A 15,726-nucleotide genomic window follows, 5' to 3' on the forward strand; every position below is an offset into this window, starting at 1 on the left:
GACCCATGGCCGCCACGGTGGCCAGCACGCCCAGCGCGTTCATCGCCATATGCGCACCGGGGGCGGCGACGCGGAACGTCACGGTCCGGCCGGCCAGATCGGCGTGAACCTGAGACCCGTCGGCGTCCTGCCGCAGGTCCAGCAGCCGGAAATCGGCCTGCGGCGCGGCACCGAACGTCATGACCCGAGTCGTGCCGACGCGTTCGCGCAAGCGGCGGAACTGGTCGGTGTCGATCGGCAGCACCGCGATGCCGTTCGGCTCCAGGCCGGCCGCGATGCTGGCCTTTTCGTCGGCGATCCCCTCGATCCCGCCCATATGGCCGACATGCGCGCGCGCGATCGTCGTGATCAGCACGACATGCGGACGCACCAGACGCGACAGGGGGGCGATCTCGCCGGGGTGGTTCATGCCGATCTCGGCCACGCAGTACCGCGCGTCGCGCGGCATGCGGGCCAGTGTCAGCGGCACGCCCCAGTGGTTGTTATAGGAGGCGGTCGCCGCATGGGTGGCGCCGAACCCCGACAGGGCGGCGCGCAGCATTTCCTTCGACGTCGTCTTGCCGACGCTGCCGGTAACCGCGACGACGCGGTCGCCGGTGAAGCGGGACCGAGCGAAAGCGCCCAGGCGGTGGAGGCCGGCGAGGGTGTCGTCGACGCGGAGGAGCGGGCGACACGCGACGTCCTCATGCGCCATGACCCCGGACGCGCCCTTGGCGATGGCGTCGGCCGCGAACGCATGGCCGTCCCGCCCTTCGCCCACCAGCGCAACGAACAGGTCGCCTTTCGCCAGGGTGCGGGTGTCGATGGAGACGCCCTCGGGCGCGAACGGCGCGGTCAGGACGCCGCCCGTCGCCTCGGCAAGCTCGTCAGGGGTCCACAGGCTCATGCGCCCGGCCCTCCCGCCAACGCGCGGATGACGGCCGCATCGTCGAACGGATGCACCGTCGCCCCGACCGTCTGGCCCTGCTCATGCCCTTTGCCGGCCACCACCAGAACGTCGCCCGGCCCCAAGGCGTTCAGTCCCGCCTCGATCGCCTTTGCCCGGTCGCCGACCTCCCGCGCGCCCGGGCAGGCAGCCAGGATCGCGGCGCGGATCGCCGCTGGATCCTCGGAGCGTGGGTTGTCGTCGGTGACGATCGCAGCGTCGGCCAGGCGCGCGGCGGCCTCGCCCATCAGCGGGCGCTTGCCGCGATCGCGGTCGCCGCCGGCCCCGAACACGACGTGCAGCCGCCCTGCGGTATGCGGACGCAGCGCCGTCAACAGTCGTTCCAGCGCGTCGGGCGTGTGGGCGTAGTCGACGTAGGCGACGGCGCCGTTGGGCAGGCGCGCCGCCATCTCCATCCGGCCGCGCACGCCCGACAGGCCAGACAGGCGGGACAGCGCGTCCTTCAGGCCCAGCGCCTCGGTCAGCGCGGCGGCGAGCAGCGCGTTGTCGGCCTGGAACCGGCCGGGCAGCGGCAGCATCACGGTCCGGCGCTGGCCAGCGGCCTCGACCGTCAGTTCCTGCCCGTCCGGCAGCGGCCGCGCGGCGATCAACCGCAGCGTCTCGCCGGCTTCGCCCACCGTGCGCAGGTCGAGCCTGCGGGACGCCGCGACGGCGCGCAGCGCCGCCAGCGTATCGGGGTCCATGTCCGCCTGGGCGACGGCCGGCGCGCCCTGGGGCAGCAGCGTGTCGAACAGGCGCAGCTTGGCGGCGCGATAGGCCTCCATCGAGCCGTGATAGTCCAGGTGGTCGCGCGTCAGGTTGGTGAAGGCCGCAGCGGCGAGGTGGACGCCGTCCAGGCGGAACTGGTCCAGCCCGTGAGAGGACGCTTCCATCGCCGCATGGGTGATGCCCTTGCGGCGCAGGCCGGCCAGGGTCTCGGCGAGCGTGACCGGATCAGGGGTCGTCAGGCCGGGGCCGGGATCGAAGCCGGGGGCGATGACGCCCAGCGTGCCCAGGCTGGCCGCTTTCCGTCCGTCCATCGTCCAGAGCTGGCGGGTGAACTCGGCCGAACTGGTCTTGCCGTTGGTGCCGGTGATGGCGACGACGGTCTGGGGATGCGGACCGGCGAGCACCGCGGCGATCCGCGCCAGGCTGCGGCGCGGTTCGGGGTCGAAGATGACGGGGCGCTGGGGCACGCCGTCGGGCCAGGGCGTGCCGGTGGGGGCGAGGACGGCGACCGCCCCGCGGCGAACCGCGTCGGCGATGAACGCCCTGCCATCCACCCGCGTACCGGGCAGCGCGGCGAACAGGTCGCCCGGCACGACGTGGCGCGAGTCGGCCGTGACGCCGACGATGTCCAGCCGCGCGATGGCGTCCCTCGCCTCGGATGGCGCGGCCGCACCCCAAACCGGAGCCGATCCGATGCCCTGTTCTGTCTCAAGCGCACGCATGATCTCACCGATCCGCAACGGCGGTTGCCTTCACCCGGACTGTCCTGGCCTCGACCCTTCCGTCCTTCACGCCGTTCTCCTTCGGGCGTTCCGTCCTGCGGGTCTCGTGACGCAGCGCCTCGGGCGAGCGGCTGATCGCCGTCGGCAGTTCCGTCGCGGGGACGGTGAGGTTGGGCCGGTTGGAGGACATCTCGCGGCTGGGGGCATTGCTTGTCGGGTCGTTGCCGGGGAAAGGTCCGGGATTGCCGGGACCACGCTGGAACGCGCCCGGCGGACGGGCCGGTTCCAGGGGTATATAGAGCGAGGCGTTGATCTCCTTCGCGTCGACTGTGTCGGGCAGCAGGCCGAGCATCGGCCCGATACGGGCGATCACCTTGCCCGCCGCCGGCGCGGCCACCCAGCCGGCCGTGGAGAAGCCATACGTCGCCTTGGTGCCGTGCGGCTCGTCCAGCATCATATAGACGGCGTAGCGCGGGTTGTTCATCGGGAACACGCTCATGAACGCCGACACGTTGGTATGCTTGCGATAGCCGCCATGCGCGCGGACCTTCTCGGCGGTGCCGGTCTTGCCGCCGGGATAGTAGCCCGCCACCTCCGCCGCCTTGCCGAAGCCGTCGGTCACCACCAGGCGCATGAGCTTGCGCATGATCATGGAGGTGGATTCCTGCATCACCCGCCGTCCCTCGGGCTGATCGCCGGGGTTCAGCGCCAGGATCGTCGGCCGCAGCAGGATGCCGCCGTTGGCCACCGCCGCCGTGCCGCGCACCACGTGCAGCGGCGTCACCGCGATGCCATGGCCGAAGCCGACGGTCATCGTGACGACCTCTTTCCAGGCCGAAGCCGGCTGGATGATCGGCAGCGCGGATTCCGGCAGCTGGATGCCGGTGCGGCCGAACATGCCCATGTTCTTGAGCCAAGCCCGCTGGCGCTCCGCGCCGACCGCGAGCGCGATATGCGCCGCCCCGAGATTCGATGAATACGCCAGCACTTCCGGCAGGTACAACCAGCGATGCTTGCCTTCGAAGTCGGTGATGGTGAACCGGCCGATGCGGATGGCGCGGGACGCGTCGAACTCATCCCAGATATGGATGGCGCCAGTATCCAACGCCATCGAGGCGGTCTGCAGCTTGAACGTGCTGCCCGGCTCGTATGTGCCTTCGACCGCGCGGTTGAAGCGCTCGTCCGCCGGGGCGGTCCGCACGTCGTTGGCGTCGTAGTCGGGCAGGCTGACCATGGCCAGCACCTCGCCCGTGTTCACGTCCATCACGATGCCGCAACCGCCGATCGCGGTGAACTCATCCATCGCCTTCTGCAGTTCCTCGCGCACCGCGGCCTGGACCTGCAGGTCGATCGACAGGCGCAGCGGCTGGTTGTCCGTGCTCAGGCGCTTGTCGAAATACCGTTCGACCCCGGCGAAGCCATGCTCGTCTATGTCGACGCCGCCCAGCACTTGCGCCGCGGTGCGGCCCAGCGGGTATTCGCGATGCTGCGTCGGCTCGAAATCGACGCCGGGAATGCCCAGGTCGTTGATCTCCAGCTCCTCCCGCGGGCTGATCTCGCGGGCGATATAGACGAATTTCTTGTCGCTCTTGAGCCGGTTGATCGTGTCGTTCAGATCGATGCGCGGCAGCACTTTCTTGAGCTGCGCGGCCACCTGTTCCGGATCGCCCACCTGGCGCGGGTCGGCGTAAAGCGCGACGGTGTTCAGCGAGATCGCCATCGGCTGGCCGTTGCGGTCGGTGATCGTGGCGCGCTGGCCGGGCAAGGCCGTCTCGATGGGGGTGCGCGGCGCCTCCGCGACGATCTGGGTCACTTCCTTGGCGAGCCGGTGCGGCTCCATCGGCATGATGATGGTGGCGAAAGCCAGCTTGGTGACGACCGCGGCGAACAGCAGGGTGAAGCCGCCGGCCGCCACCACCAGGCGGGACCGCGACTTTTCCAGCGCCGCCCGCCGCGCCAGGTCCGGAGCGGTGATCCGGACGTTCTCCATGCGCACCACGCCGTCGGCCTTGGTGGCACCGCGCCGGAACGCGGGACGGCCGTAGCGCCCGGCACTTTGCGGCGGAGCGTCGGGCGGAGGGGCATCGTAAGGCGGAGCGCCATGATGTGGCGTGTCGGGGCGCGGGGTGTTGGGGCGCGGCGTGTCGGAGGGTGCGCCAAACGACGTCTCGGGAGACCGCGCACCCGGTCCCCGGTTGTCAGGCGGCGGTTCGGAGCCGAACAGGTCGCTCATGCCACGGTCTCAATTGGCGTAGGTCGTGTTGACCGGCATCGGCCGGGGGGCCGCAGGCGCGGTGCGCGCCATGCCCAGAAGCGACCCGCTATAGGGCGCGGAGACCGGGGTCGGCGCGGGTATGATCGGCGCCGGCGCACGATAGGGCATGGGCCTGGTCGTTGCCACGCGCAACGGCGGCTGGGCCGGCCGGACCTGCCGGATCGGCGGCGCTTCGGCGATGCGACGGTCGGGGACATAAGCCGCGCGCTGTTCGTAGGACCGCTGGTCGAACGGACGTTGCTCGTAGGGGCGCGGCTCGACGGGACGAGCATCGGCCACCTGGCGTGAGGAGGCGGTCGAGGAAGCGTCCGGACGCGTATCGGTCGATCGAGCGTCGGCGATACGCGATTGAGCGGTATGGGAGTCGGAGGGCCGCAGGTCGACCGGGCGCTGGTCCCCCGAACGCAGGTCGGCGATGCGCTGGTCTGCTGTCCGCTGGTCCGCGGATCGGATATCGGCCGGTCGCCGCGTGTCGGCGGCGGCGACCTTGCGGTCTGCGGGCTTGGCCGCGATCTGCGTCTGGCTCCCGCTCGTCGCCGGCGAAGAGGATGGGTGCGGCACCGCCGCGACCTGGGCAGGGTTCGCCGGAGGCGCGGCTGCCGGCACGGCCTGGCCGGAGGCGGCCGGGGCCTGGGCGACAGCGGTCTGCGCCTGAGCCCCGGAGGTTGGGGTCGCTGTCGTTTGGGCGGTCGCGGGCTGGCTCTGCGCCGCCTGGTCCGACGCCCCTTGCGCCGACGCGATCTGCGCGGACGCCCCCCGATCCCCCGCGACACGCGCCAGGCTTGGCGGCAAGGGTGGGACCGGCGTCGCGTCGGCCGCCGCGGAATCGTCCGCCGGGGCATCGTCCGCGGACTGACCGGCGTCCCCGGCCGATGCCACGACCTGGCCGGCATCCTGGTTCTGCGGCGGCGTCACCGGCGGCAAGCGACTGTCGAGACTGGCCAGGTTGGTGAACTGCCCTGGTTGGATCGATGTCAGCTTGAGGTATTTGTTCGCGAAGTCCCTCAGCCGCTCCGGATCGTTCAGCATCGTCCACTCGGCGGCGAGGGTCCGGCTCTGGTCGCGCAGCGCGCTGGTGTCGCGGACGGTCTTCTCGATCGTATGATCGAGCACTTGGACGTCGTGCTTCTCCTGGTAGAGGTAAAGGCCCGATCCGCAGGCCATCAGGAAGGTGGCGACGGTGAGGGGTCTGATCATGGGATGCTGGCTTTCGGGTGCGCAGTGGCAGCGTGCAGGCAGAGCGAAATGGTCTCGCAAACCACGCGAGTCGGCATAGTTACCGCTGGCCGGTCCGCGAAAATTTCGGCATTCGATTGGCCATTTGGCGGTTGGCGGTTTGCCGGTTGGCGAATTGAAGACGCCGCCCGGCGCGGGCGGACCAAGGGACGGCCCGCGCGACCGCCCGGCGCCGCGTCCGCGGCATCCCCCGGCCGAACATCCTGGCCGCCGAGGCGCTGCACGGCGCGCAGCCGCGCGCTGCGGGCCCGCGGATTCTCCCTCGCCTCTCGCTCCGTCGGACGAAGCGCCTTCGGGGTCAGCAGCCGGAACGCGGCAGGCGGCGCCTGGCGCAGGCCGCCGGGATCATGCCGCGACGGCGCGGCGGCGCGGCCGGCGGCGTCGGTCATGAACCGCTTCACGATGCGGTCTTCCAAGCTGTGGAAGGAGACGACCACCAGCCGGCCCTCGGGCGCCAGCAGGCCGGCGGCGGCGGCCAGCGCCTGCTCGACCTGCCCCAACTCGTCGTTCACCTTGATGCGCAGCGCCTGGAAGCTGCGGGTCGCGGGATCGATCCCCGACCGGTCGGGCGGCAATACGGCGCGGATGATCGCGGCCAGGCGGCCTGTCGTCTCGATCGGTGCCTCGGCCCTCGCGGCCAGGATCGCGCGGGCGATGCGGCGGGACGCGCGTTCCTCGCCGAACTGGAACAGGACGTCGGCCAGCTCGCGCTCCGGCAGGCTGTTGACGAGGTCGGCGGCCGTCGGCCCGTGCCGGCCCATGCGCATGTCGAGGGGACCGTCCACGCGGAAGGAGAAGCCGCGCGCCGCATCGTCCAGTTGGAAGGAGGAGACGCCAAGGTCCAGCACCACGCCGTCCAGCGCGGTGACGCCGGCGCCGTGCAGCAGGGTGACCATGTCGCCGAACGGGCCCTGCAGCAGGTGCAGCCGGCCGGGATACCGGGCGACCAGGCTGGCGCCGCGCTCGATCGCCTCGGGGTCGCGGTCGATCGCCCACAGCGTACAGGCCGCGTGGTCCAGGATGGCTCGGGCATAGCCGCCACCGCCAAACGTACCGTCGAGATAGACGCCGCCCGCCCGTGGCGCGAGCTGGTCGATGACCTCGGACAACATGACGGGGATATGGCCGCTCATTCGGCGGACCTGCTGCTACGCAACGCGATCGTGCGGATCTTGGCCCGAGCCTCGGCGATGCGGCGGGCGCCGGCGGCGGGTTCCCAGATCTGAAAGATCTTCCTTGCACCGATGAACACGACGTTGTCGGTCAGGTCGGCGAACGCCACCATATCGGACGGCAGGACGATGCGGCCTTCCTTGTCGGTCTCCATTGCGCAGGCGTCGCCGAACATGCCGATGGCGAGGTCCTCATGCTCGGGGCTGTACTGATCGTAGGCGTCCAGCGGCGAGCCAAGGGCTTCGAACCCCTGCTCCGTCCAGCCTTCGATGCACGGATACTGATGCGACGGCCGCAGCACGAGCGGGGCGACCAGGGAGTCCTCTCCCGCGCGGCTGAACTTTTTGAGGATGGAACGAAACGGCGCAGGCACCGACACACGCCCTTTGGCGTCGAGCTTGTTGTGGTGTGAGCCGATGAACTGGTCCATCCGGACCGACGTGCCTTTCGAAACTAGGGTGAAACGCGATGGGCGGTGAGGCGGTCTGGGGCGGTGGATGAGGGAATGAGGGTTTGCGGTGGGTTCTCACCCCTCGGCAGCATTCGCTTTTGGGTTTTTTTGGGCTGGACAGGGATAGCATGGAGAATTTTGGGTGGTCAAAGGGTTTGCGGGGGTTTCTGGGCGAATCGACCGATAATTTCCCGCCTTCGTCAGACACTTACCGGGGCGGTTTGCAGGATTTTCGGTGATTGGGGGGCAGTCGAAGCCAGGTATTCTTGGTTCGTTCCTTTAGACACATTCCGCAGAGGATTCGTTGCGGAATCCCAATGAGCGCTGAAACGCGCGGTCGGGGATATGGGCCAGACAGCCTGTAAGCCGGGTTCTGTCCGCCTCTCGCGAGGCGGGACGACCATTCCTCTGGGACGCATCTCGCGATGCGCCTCTCGCGACCAACCCGGACGGCGGGACGGGAATGTCCCTGCGGCCGGATCGCTCCGCCGCGGCCGTCCCTATTCGGTCTTGCTCCCGGTGGGGTTTACCGTGCCGCCCCTGTTGCCAGGGACGCGGTGCGCTCTTGCCGCACCGTTTCGCCCTTGCCCGCGGGGTCCGATGCCTGAGCCTCGGCCTTGCACGGGCGGTTTGATTTCTGTGGCACTGTCCCTGGGGTCGCCCCCGCCGGCCGTTAGCCGGCACCGCATTCCCGTGGAGCCCGGACTTTCCTCTGGCTTGCGGCCAGCGGTCGCCCGGCTGTCTGGCGGCGGGGGTATGGGGCTGGCGGGGGGTTGGGTCAAGAGGTCTGACCATCGCCGCCACGACGAAAACAGGCTGGGGGTCGGCGCGCGGATCACCCGCGGGTGATCGTCCCTCCGCCCAGGACGCGGTCGTCGTCGTAGAACACGCAGGCCTGGCCTGGCGCCGGCAGCGTGGGTTCGTCCAGCGTCACGACCGCGCCGTCGGCCTCGGGCGTCACCGACGCCGGACGCAGCGTGTCCCGAGCGCGCAGCTTCACCGAACAGCGCAGGGCGCCGGGGGGGGGATCGATCAGCCAGTTCACCGCGCGCAGCCGTACCGTTCCCGCCGCGGTGTCGCGCGGCCCGATCACGATCCGCCGCCGCAAGGCGTCGGTCGCGATCACCATCTGCCGTTCGCCGTCCAGCATCGCTGCCGGCCCCAAGCGCTTCGACTGGCCGACCGTATAGCGCGCGATCCCGTCATGCTGCCCCACCACGCGCCCGTCGGCGGCGACGATCTCGCCCGGCTCCAGCGCTTCCGGCCGGCGCCGGGCGATGATGTCCGCATAGGTCCCGGCGGGGACGAAGCAGATGTCCTGGCTGTCGGGCTTGCTCGCCACCTCCAGCTTCAAGTCACGGGCGATGCCGCGCACCGTGGTCTTGTCGGCCATGGCGCCGAGGGGAAACAGGCACATGTCCAGTTGCCGGCGGGTCGTGGCATAGAGGAACCAGCTCTGATCCCGCGCGGGATCGGCCGCCCTGTGCAGTTCCGCCCCGTCCGGCCCGTCGACGCGGCGGACGTAATGGCCGGTGGCCAGCCGGTCCGCGCCCAGGCCGTGCGCCATCCTGGTCAGGTCGGCGAACTTGACGGTCTGGTTGCAGCGGATGCAGGGGACCGGCGTCTCGCCCTTGGCATAGCTGTCCGCGAAATCGTCGATCACCGCTTCGGAAAAGCGCCGTTCGGCGTCCAGCACGTAATGGCGGATGCCCAGCCGGTCGGCGACGCGGCGGGCGTCGTGGATGTCCTGGCCGGCGCAGCAGGCGCCCTTGCGGCCGGTGGCCTCGCCGTGATCGTAGAGCTGGAGCGTGACGCCGATCACCTCGTGCCCAGCCTCGTGCAGCAGGCCGGCGACGACGCTGCTGTCGACGCCGCCCGACATCGCGACCACCACGCGCGACCGGCCCAGGCTTCCGTCAGGCATGATCGCGACCCATCACGACCCCAACACGTTCCACGACATCATAATCCAAGCACGCTCCGCGTAGTCACAATCCAAGCACGCTCCGCGTAGTCATAATCCAAGCACGCTCCGCGTGCCGGGCGGCAGCTTCACCACCAGCCCGTCGAGCTCGTCGGTCAGTACGATCTGGCAGCCCAGACGGGACGTCTTGGTCAGGGCGTAAGCCAGGTCCAGCATGTCCTCCTCGTCCTCGGTCGGCTTCCGCAGCTTCGGGTACCATTCCGGGTCCACGATCACGTGGCAGGTCGAGCAGGCCAGCGAGCCCTCGCAGGCGCCTTCGATGTCGATGCCGAATTTATGCGCGATCTCAAGCAGCGAGTAGCCGGCGGCCACCTCGACTTCGCGGCGGGTCCCATCGCGCTCGATGAACGTCATTTTCGGCATGAACTCAGGCCTCGGCCAAGGTGGAAGGGGCGGGGTTGGACGGCGCCGCCTGGGCGGCCTGTTCGGTGTGCGCTGCAGCCAGCGCGGACGCGGCGTAGTCGATATCGGCGGGCGACGTAAAGCGTCCGATGCCGATCCGCAAGGTGCGCGCCGCCTCTTCCTCGGATAGTCCCAGGGCGCGGAGGACATAGGACGGCTCGATCGCCGCCGAGGAACACGCCGAACCGGTGGACACGCACAGGTCGGGCAGAGCCTCCATCAGCGCGGCCGCGGTCGCGGCGGGGAAGGTCAGGTTCAGGTTGCCGGCGATGCGGTGGGACGGGCTGGCGTTCAGCCGCAGATCCGGGATGGCGGCCTTCAGCCGGTCCAGCAGCGCGCCGCGCAATCCGGCGATCCGTTCCGCGTCGGCCGCCATCTCGGCCTGCGCCAGTGCGCAGGCTTCCCCCAGGCCGATCAGCAGCGGTGCCGGCAGGGTGCCGGAACGCAGCCCCCGTTCCTGCCCGCCGCCCGAGAACAACGGGGTCAGCCGCACGCGCGGCCGGCGGCGGACGAACAAGGCGCCGACGCCTTTCGGGCCGTAGATCTTGTGCCCGCTGACCGAAGCCAGGTCGACCTTCCAGCCGGTCAGGTCGAGAGGGATCTTCCCCACCGCCTGTGCGAGGTCGCTGTGGAACAGCGCGCCCGCGTCCTTGGCGATGGCGGCCAGCGCCGGGATGTCCTGCACCACGCCGGTTTCGTTGTTGACGGCCATCACGCTGACCAGCAGCGTCGGTTCGACGAGCGCGGTCCGTAGCGTTTCGGAGTCCAGCAGCCCGTCGGCGCCAACGGGCAGGAAGACCGGCTCGAACCCTTCTTCCGCCAGGTCGCGGACGGATTCCAGGACGCATTTGTGCTCCGTCTCGACCGTCACGACGCGCCGCGCCGGGTTGCCGTGCGCGGCGGCGAAACGGGCGGCACCCTTGATGGCGATGTTGTTCGACTCCGTGGCGCCCGAGGTGAAGACGACCTCCCGCGCCTCGACGCCCAGGATCGCGGCGACCTGGCCGCGAGCGCGCTCCACGGCCTCCTCGGCGCGGCGGCCCATGACGTGTTCGACGCTGTGGGGGTTGCCGTATTCTTCGGCGAACCAGGGCAGCATGGCCTGGAGCACACGCGGATCGCAGCGTGTGGTGGCCTGGTTGTCCAGATAGACCGGGCGGTTCGGGCGCGGGGGCAGCGTGCTCATGCGGTTGACTTAGGCATCCGCTCCCTGCGGGGCCAGGGGCGTCATGGCGGCCCCAGGGACATTTGGGCTGACATTTGGGCTGACATTTGGGCTGACATTTGGGTTGGCATTTGGGCTGGCATTGCCTGCGGCGTTCCCGGCGCTGCGCAGCCGTTCCACGACCCGCGGATAAACGTTACAGAACGCGTCGATATCCGCTTCGGTCACGTTCCAGGGCAGGGAGACGCGGATGGCCTCCTCGGCCTCGTAATAGGGAACCTGCATCTGTTGCAGGACATGGCTGGCCTCCGCCTTGCCGGAGCTGCACGCGGCGCCGAAGCTGACGGCGATGTTCTCCAGGTCCAGCGCGATCACCTGCTGGTCGCCCCGGACGCCGGGCATGCGCAGACAGGTGGTGTTGGGCAGGCGTTCCAACGGGTTGCCGTAGACGATCGCCCCCGCCGCGACCGCTGCCGCTTCCGCCCGGTCACGCAGGCCGGCGATACGCTTCATGTCGTGGAGCTGGGCGACCGCCGCCTGGGCCGCCGCGGCGAAGCCGGCGATGACGGCGACCGGTGGCGTGCCGCCGCGCCGGCCGCCTTCCTGGCCTCCGCCGCGCATCATGGGCGGACCGAACCGGTGGACCTCGTTCAACAGCAGCGCGCCCGCACCGGCCGGCCCCCCCAGCTTGTGGGAGGAGATCGCCATGCTGGTCGCCCCAAGCTGATCCAGCCGCACCGGCAGGCGGCCGGCCGCCTGCACGGCGTCGACATGCAACCGAGCACTGTGACGCCGGCAGACGGGGAGGAGGACGTCGATCGGGTTGATGGTCCCGGTCTCGTTGTTGGCAAGCATGACGCAGACCAGCGCCAGCCGCTCCTCTTCCTCCAGCATCGTCTCCAGCAGGGCGGACTGGGCCACGCCGTTGGCATGGACCGGCAGGACGTAGCCGACCGGCGGCGCCTTGCGGACCGCGTCGTGCTCCGTGCCGCCATAGATGACCGCACGCTCGAAGCCGAGGGCGCGGACGGCCAGCACGTCGGCCTCGGTGCCGCCGGAGGTGAAGACGACATCGGCCGGCTTCGCGCCGAACAGCCCCGCGATCGTTTCCCGCGCGTCCTCCATGATCCGCCGCGCCGCTCGGCCGGCCGCGTGGACGGAGGCGGGATTACCCAGCGTGTCGAGAGCGGCGATCATCGCTTCGCGGGCTTCGGGGCGCAGGGGTTCGGTGGCGTTGGCGTCGAGGTATACGTGTCGGTCTGTCATGGCGGCCTTCATCCCGTCTTCGGGGTGCCCCAAGGGGGGGTGCCCCAAGGGAGGGTCCCGAGGGTGCCGGGAGGGGGTGGTTCGGAGAGGCGTCAGAAGCGGCGTCTATCGTCTTTGCCGTCAGCGCATCAAGGCCGGTCGCGCGAGACGGAGGAAGATCGTAGGAGGTTGTTACCCGACTGGAAGAGGATCGCCTGGCGCGCCTCGTTGGGTATCATTTACGACGATCTTTTCCCAAAATGGATACAAACCGATATGAACGAAACGACGCCTTTGAGGCCGTGCGAGGCAATCCCTCTAAGTACAGAGAAAATTACAATCGCAGGTAGTCAAACTCTTTTGATGGTTACATCAAGCTAAGATGGAGACGTACGCATAACAGGTTAGACATATGCATAAAACATGGCGCAAATACGACTTTTCCATTATGAATTTGCCATTGACTTGTCTTATAACGCGGCCGCTGTGGATGGGGTGATCAAGTCTAACGATGCGACGGGATGCGTTTTGGCGGATCATTCCGAAAGCGAAGCGGTGAAGGCTTCGATAGATGGAGATGCGGTGACAAATGGGGCAAAGCGCCCAAAAATGAACCATCTGATCGCGGATGAGAATGCCAGCTCGACCCGTCATGCAACTGACAAATAGGGGTCGCGTTCCCATCTCATTCTACCTCCCGCGAGCGGAGACAGGGATTTCTTCCAGGTTCGCGGATATTTGCAGGCCCGGCACGGGGACCGAAGCTGCGGTGGCTTCGGATCAGTCGATGCCGGAGGGACAGGAAACAGGTTACGGATTGCCATGCCCGAGGTAATGTTCGCCGGCCCCGACGGTCGGCTCGAAGGTCGGTATCATCATTCTAAGGAAACCGGTGCTCCGGTCGCTCTCATCCTGCACCCACACCCGCTGCACGGCGGCACGATGAACAACCGCATCACGTATTCGATGTATCAGGCTTTTCAGAAACTCGGCTGCTCCGTGATGCGCTTCAACTTCCGCGGGGTTGGCCGCAGCCAGGGCCGCTACGACGGTGGCATCGGGGAGATCGGAGACGCCGCGGCGGCGCTCGACTGGATGCAGGCGGTCAATCCGGGGCATGGCGGACTTTGGATCGCGGGTTACTCGTTCGGTGCGTTCATCGGCATGCAGTTGCTGATGCGCCGGCCGGAGATTTCCGGCTGGGTCAGCGTCGCGCCGCCGGCCAACCACTACGATTTCGGCTTCCTCGCCCCCTGCCCCTGCGGCGGCTTGATGATGCACGGCGACTCCGACGACCTGGTACCGGAAAGCGCGGTGCGGAAGCTGGTTGACAAGCTCAACACCCAGAAGGGTGTGCATGTCGATTACCGCGTCCTGGCCGGCGCGGACCACGTGTTCGCCCGCCATGCCGACGTGGTGGTCGAGGCCGTCGAGGACTATTGCGGCAAGGCGATCGCCCGCAAGCAGATGGCGCTCGCGGCGGACTGACCGGGACCGGAAGAAGGGCGGGGCCCTTTTCCCGCGTTGTGGACCGCATAGGCTGAACCGACCGTTATAGCTGGCCCTAGATTGGCATCAGGGCAGTCGCTACCTGTGTCCGCCGGTGTGTATCCCCCCGGCTTGACCGGGCTACCTTCCTCCCCCCGAGGTGCAGGTGGCCCAGTCAAGCCGGGCCAGGCCGGGGGCAGCGCCCCGATACGGGGCCGCTACCTAGGGCTTAAGCCCGGGCAACCCGTCCGCCGGCCATCGGCGCCGGAACGCCCGTCGTTCCCGGAAAGCTCAGCGGCAAGCCCGCCACCACCCGCGCGGCCAGGAAGGCGAAACATTGCGCCTCCAACGCGTCGCCATCCCAACCCAGGCTGTCGACCGCGTCGACCGGCACGCCAAGCGCCTGGCGCAGCCCGTCCATGATCGCGGGGTTGCGGCGGCCTCCGCCGCAGACCAGCCAGCGCCGGGACGCGACGGGAAGCGGCGCCCGTGCGATCGCCTGAACGGTGAAGGCCACCAGCGTCGCCGCGCCATCGGCCACCGACAGCCGGTCCATGCCCGACGCAGCCAGCGAGGCGGCGAAGTCCAGGCGGTCCAGCGACTTGGGAGGCGTCTGCGTGAAATACGGATGCGCCAGCAATCGCTGCAGCACGGCGTCATCGACCATGCCCGATCGCGCCAGCGCACCGTCCCGGTCGAAGCGCTGCCCGGTATGCCGCTCGATCCAGTCATCCAGCGGGCCATTGCCGGGACCGGTGTCGAAGGCCAGCAGACTGCCGTGTCCGTCGCCCCCCTCCGGTATCCACGTGACGTTCGCGACGCCGCCGATATTCAGCAACGCCACAGGCTTCGGCAGCGAGAGCGCCAGCGCGGCATGATAGGCCGGTGCGAGGGGCGCCCCCTGCCCGCCCGCCGCCACGTCCGCCGACCGGAAGTCGAACGCAACGTCCACCCCGGTCTCCGCCGCCAGCATCGCCGCGTCGCCGATCTGCCAGGTACGCCTCCGGTCCGGCTGGTGCAGGATCGTCTGTCCGTGGAAGCCGATCAGTTCCGCCGCCTGCCCCACGGCCTTGACCGCCTGGGCGTGGACCGCGGTCAACCGCCGCTCCGCGTCCAGCAGGCGGTGATCGCCGGGCGCCAGGCCGGGCGCGATATCCAGCAGCAAGCGCAGGTCGCGCCGCAGCGCGTCGTCATAGGGGACCGTCAGGGTCGGGCCGAAACCCTGGATGGCGTGGCCGTCGGTTTCCACCCAGGCAGCGTCGACGCCATCCAGCGACGTGCCGCTCATCAACCCGATCACCCGCATCCGCCTAGCCTCTCGCCGCCATGAGCCGAGCCTTGTCGCGCTTCCAGTCGCGGTCCTTGATGGCCTCGCGCTTGTCCTGCTTCTGCCGGCCCACCCCGACCCCCAGCAGCACTTTCGCCCTGCCCTGGTCGTTGAAGTGGATCTGCAGCGGCACCAGCGTGACCCCCTGGCGGGCGACCTGGGACAGCAACTGGTCGATCTGCTTCTTCTTCAGCAGCAGCTTGCGCGGCGCCCGAGGCTCGAACCGCGACAGCACGCCGCCCTGGTATTCGGGGATATGGGCGTTGAACAGCCACATCTCGCCGTTGCGCTCCCCCGCCCAGGCTTCGGACAGCGTCGCGCGGCCGTGGCGAAGCGACTTCACCTCGGGTCCTTTCAGGACCATGCCGGCTTCGACGGTGTCCTTGATCGAATAATCAAACCGGGCCTTGCGGTTCTGCGCGGCGATGCCGTGCGAGATCAGGCCCTTCTTTTCGGCTTTGGCCATGGGGAACGGGGTTTCGGTTGGAGAACGGGGTCGGGTTGGTCGGTGGAAGGGGCATCGCTCTCTCCGTCATGGCCGGGCTTGCCCCGGCCACCCGCGTTTCGGCGCTGGTGCGTGGGTGGCCGGGACAAGCCCGGTCAT

General features: G+C 69.1%; 13 protein-coding genes, 1 other RNA gene and 1 pseudogene. 2 read left to right on the forward strand and 13 right to left on the reverse strand.

The genetic code is table 11. From position 1 onward, the window contains the following. The 11 genes and pseudogenes from VHB27_RS11545 to VHB27_RS11595 all read right to left on the reverse strand — a co-directional run. On the reverse strand, positions 1-886 hold an 886-nt coding region (locus VHB27_RS11545; RefSeq protein WP_325600455.1), incomplete at its 3' end, for a UDP-N-acetylmuramoyl-tripeptide--D-alanyl-D-alanine ligase. Next, positions 883-2,376, reverse strand: coding sequence for a UDP-N-acetylmuramoyl-L-alanyl-D-glutamate--2,6-diaminopimelate ligase (locus tag VHB27_RS11550; protein ID WP_325600457.1), 1,494 nt, complete (start codon positions 2,374-2,376; stop codon positions 883-885). The genes VHB27_RS11550 and VHB27_RS11545, both read right to left, overlap by 4 nt. Before the next feature lie 4 nt (positions 2,377-2,380). Continuing rightward, complete coding sequence (locus VHB27_RS11555) at positions 2,381-4,609, reverse strand: peptidoglycan D,D-transpeptidase FtsI family protein (protein ID WP_325600459.1); 2,229 nt, start codon at positions 4,607-4,609, stop codon at positions 2,381-2,383. A gap of 9 nt (positions 4,610-4,618) precedes the next feature. Next, the gene (ftsL, locus tag VHB27_RS11560) at positions 4,619-5,848 is read right to left on the reverse strand and encodes a cell division protein FtsL (protein ID WP_325600461.1); all 1,230 of its coding nucleotides are present in this window, start codon (positions 5,846-5,848) and stop codon (positions 4,619-4,621) included. 185 nt (positions 5,849-6,033) lie between these two features. Next, positions 6,034-7,020: pseudogene (gene rsmH / locus VHB27_RS11565) on the reverse strand (16S rRNA (cytosine(1402)-N(4))-methyltransferase RsmH); the annotation flags it as partial. Next, positions 7,017-7,490 (reverse strand): division/cell wall cluster transcriptional repressor MraZ, encoded by a 474-nt coding sequence (gene mraZ / locus VHB27_RS11570; protein ID WP_325600463.1) that lies wholly within the window; start codon positions 7,488-7,490, stop codon positions 7,017-7,019. The pseudogene rsmH and the gene mraZ, both read right to left, overlap by 4 nt. A 367-nt stretch (positions 7,491-7,857) precedes the next feature. Beyond that, positions 7,858-8,257, reverse strand: an RNA gene (gene rnpB, locus VHB27_RS11575) — RNase P RNA component class A. 89 nt (positions 8,258-8,346) lie between these two features. Then, the gene (gene mnmA / locus VHB27_RS11580) at positions 8,347-9,435 is read right to left on the reverse strand and encodes a tRNA 2-thiouridine(34) synthase MnmA (RefSeq protein WP_325600465.1); all 1,089 of its coding nucleotides are present in this window, start codon (positions 9,433-9,435) and stop codon (positions 8,347-8,349) included. Between the two features lie 90 nt (positions 9,436-9,525). Continuing rightward, entirely contained in the window at positions 9,526-9,858 is a 333-nt protein-coding gene (locus VHB27_RS11585) for a ferredoxin family 2Fe-2S iron-sulfur cluster binding protein (protein WP_325600467.1), read from the reverse strand. A 4-nt stretch (positions 9,859-9,862) separates the two neighbouring features. After that, positions 9,863-11,083: a cysteine desulfurase family protein gene (locus VHB27_RS11590; RefSeq protein WP_325600469.1), complete on the reverse strand. Its 1,221-nt coding sequence runs from the start codon at positions 11,081-11,083 to the stop codon at positions 9,863-9,865. 9 nt (positions 11,084-11,092) lie between these two features. After that, positions 11,093-12,328, reverse strand: coding sequence for a cysteine desulfurase family protein (locus tag VHB27_RS11595; protein WP_325600471.1), 1,236 nt, complete (start codon positions 12,326-12,328; stop codon positions 11,093-11,095). Between the two features lie 402 nt (positions 12,329-12,730). Between VHB27_RS11595 and VHB27_RS11600 the strand changes: the two genes are divergently transcribed. Further along, complete coding sequence (locus VHB27_RS11600) at positions 12,731-12,976, forward strand: hypothetical protein (RefSeq protein WP_325600473.1); 246 nt, start codon at positions 12,731-12,733, stop codon at positions 12,974-12,976. A 153-nt stretch (positions 12,977-13,129) separates the two neighbouring features. Continuing rightward, entirely contained in the window at positions 13,130-13,795 is a 666-nt protein-coding gene (locus VHB27_RS11605; protein ID WP_325600475.1) for an alpha/beta hydrolase, read from the forward strand. A 229-nt stretch (positions 13,796-14,024) separates the two neighbouring features. Here the strand turns inward: VHB27_RS11605 and VHB27_RS11610 are convergent, their stop codons facing one another. Both VHB27_RS11610 and smpB read right to left on the reverse strand, forming a co-directional pair. After that, complete coding sequence (locus VHB27_RS11610) at positions 14,025-15,101, reverse strand: anhydro-N-acetylmuramic acid kinase (protein ID WP_325600477.1); 1,077 nt, start codon at positions 15,099-15,101, stop codon at positions 14,025-14,027. 4 nt (positions 15,102-15,105) lie between these two features. Next, the gene (smpB, locus tag VHB27_RS11615) at positions 15,106-15,588 is read right to left on the reverse strand and encodes an SsrA-binding protein SmpB (RefSeq protein ID WP_325600479.1); all 483 of its coding nucleotides are present in this window, start codon (positions 15,586-15,588) and stop codon (positions 15,106-15,108) included. Positions 15,589-15,726 lie beyond the last annotated feature (138 nt).

The organism is Rhodopila sp., from assembly GCF_035548235.1.
Taxonomy (GTDB): Bacteria; Pseudomonadota; Alphaproteobacteria; order Acetobacterales; family Acetobacteraceae; genus Rhodopila.

Coding starts and splice junctions, on each gene's coding strand:
- VHB27_RS11550 (WP_325600457.1), bottom strand. CDS start 2,376: ATGCGTGCGCTTGAGACAGAACAGGGCATCGGATCGGCTCCGGTTTGG.
- VHB27_RS11555 (WP_325600459.1), bottom strand. CDS start 4,609: ATGAGCGACCTGTTCGGCTCCGAACCGCCGCCTGACAACCGGGGACCG.
- ftsL (WP_325600461.1), bottom strand. CDS start 5,848: ATGATCAGACCCCTCACCGTCGCCACCTTCCTGATGGCCTGCGGATCG.
- mraZ (WP_325600463.1), bottom strand. CDS start 7,490: ATGGACCAGTTCATCGGCTCACACCACAACAAGCTCGACGCCAAAGGG.
- mnmA (WP_325600465.1), bottom strand. CDS start 9,435: ATGCCTGACGGAAGCCTGGGCCGGTCGCGCGTGGTGGTCGCGATGTCG.
- VHB27_RS11585 (WP_325600467.1), bottom strand. CDS start 9,858: ATGCCGAAAATGACGTTCATCGAGCGCGATGGGACCCGCCGCGAAGTC.
- VHB27_RS11590 (WP_325600469.1), bottom strand. CDS start 11,083: ATGAGCACGCTGCCCCCGCGCCCGAACCGCCCGGTCTATCTGGACAAC.
- VHB27_RS11595 (WP_325600471.1), bottom strand. CDS start 12,328: ATGACAGACCGACACGTATACCTCGACGCCAACGCCACCGAACCCCTG.
- VHB27_RS11600 (WP_325600473.1), top strand. CDS start 12,731: ATGGCGCAAATACGACTTTTCCATTATGAATTTGCCATTGACTTGTCT.
- VHB27_RS11605 (WP_325600475.1), top strand. CDS start 13,130: ATGCCCGAGGTAATGTTCGCCGGCCCCGACGGTCGGCTCGAAGGTCGG.
- VHB27_RS11610 (WP_325600477.1), bottom strand. CDS start 15,101: ATGCGGGTGATCGGGTTGATGAGCGGCACGTCGCTGGATGGCGTCGAC.
- smpB (WP_325600479.1), bottom strand. CDS start 15,588: ATGGCCAAAGCCGAAAAGAAGGGCCTGATCTCGCACGGCATCGCCGCG.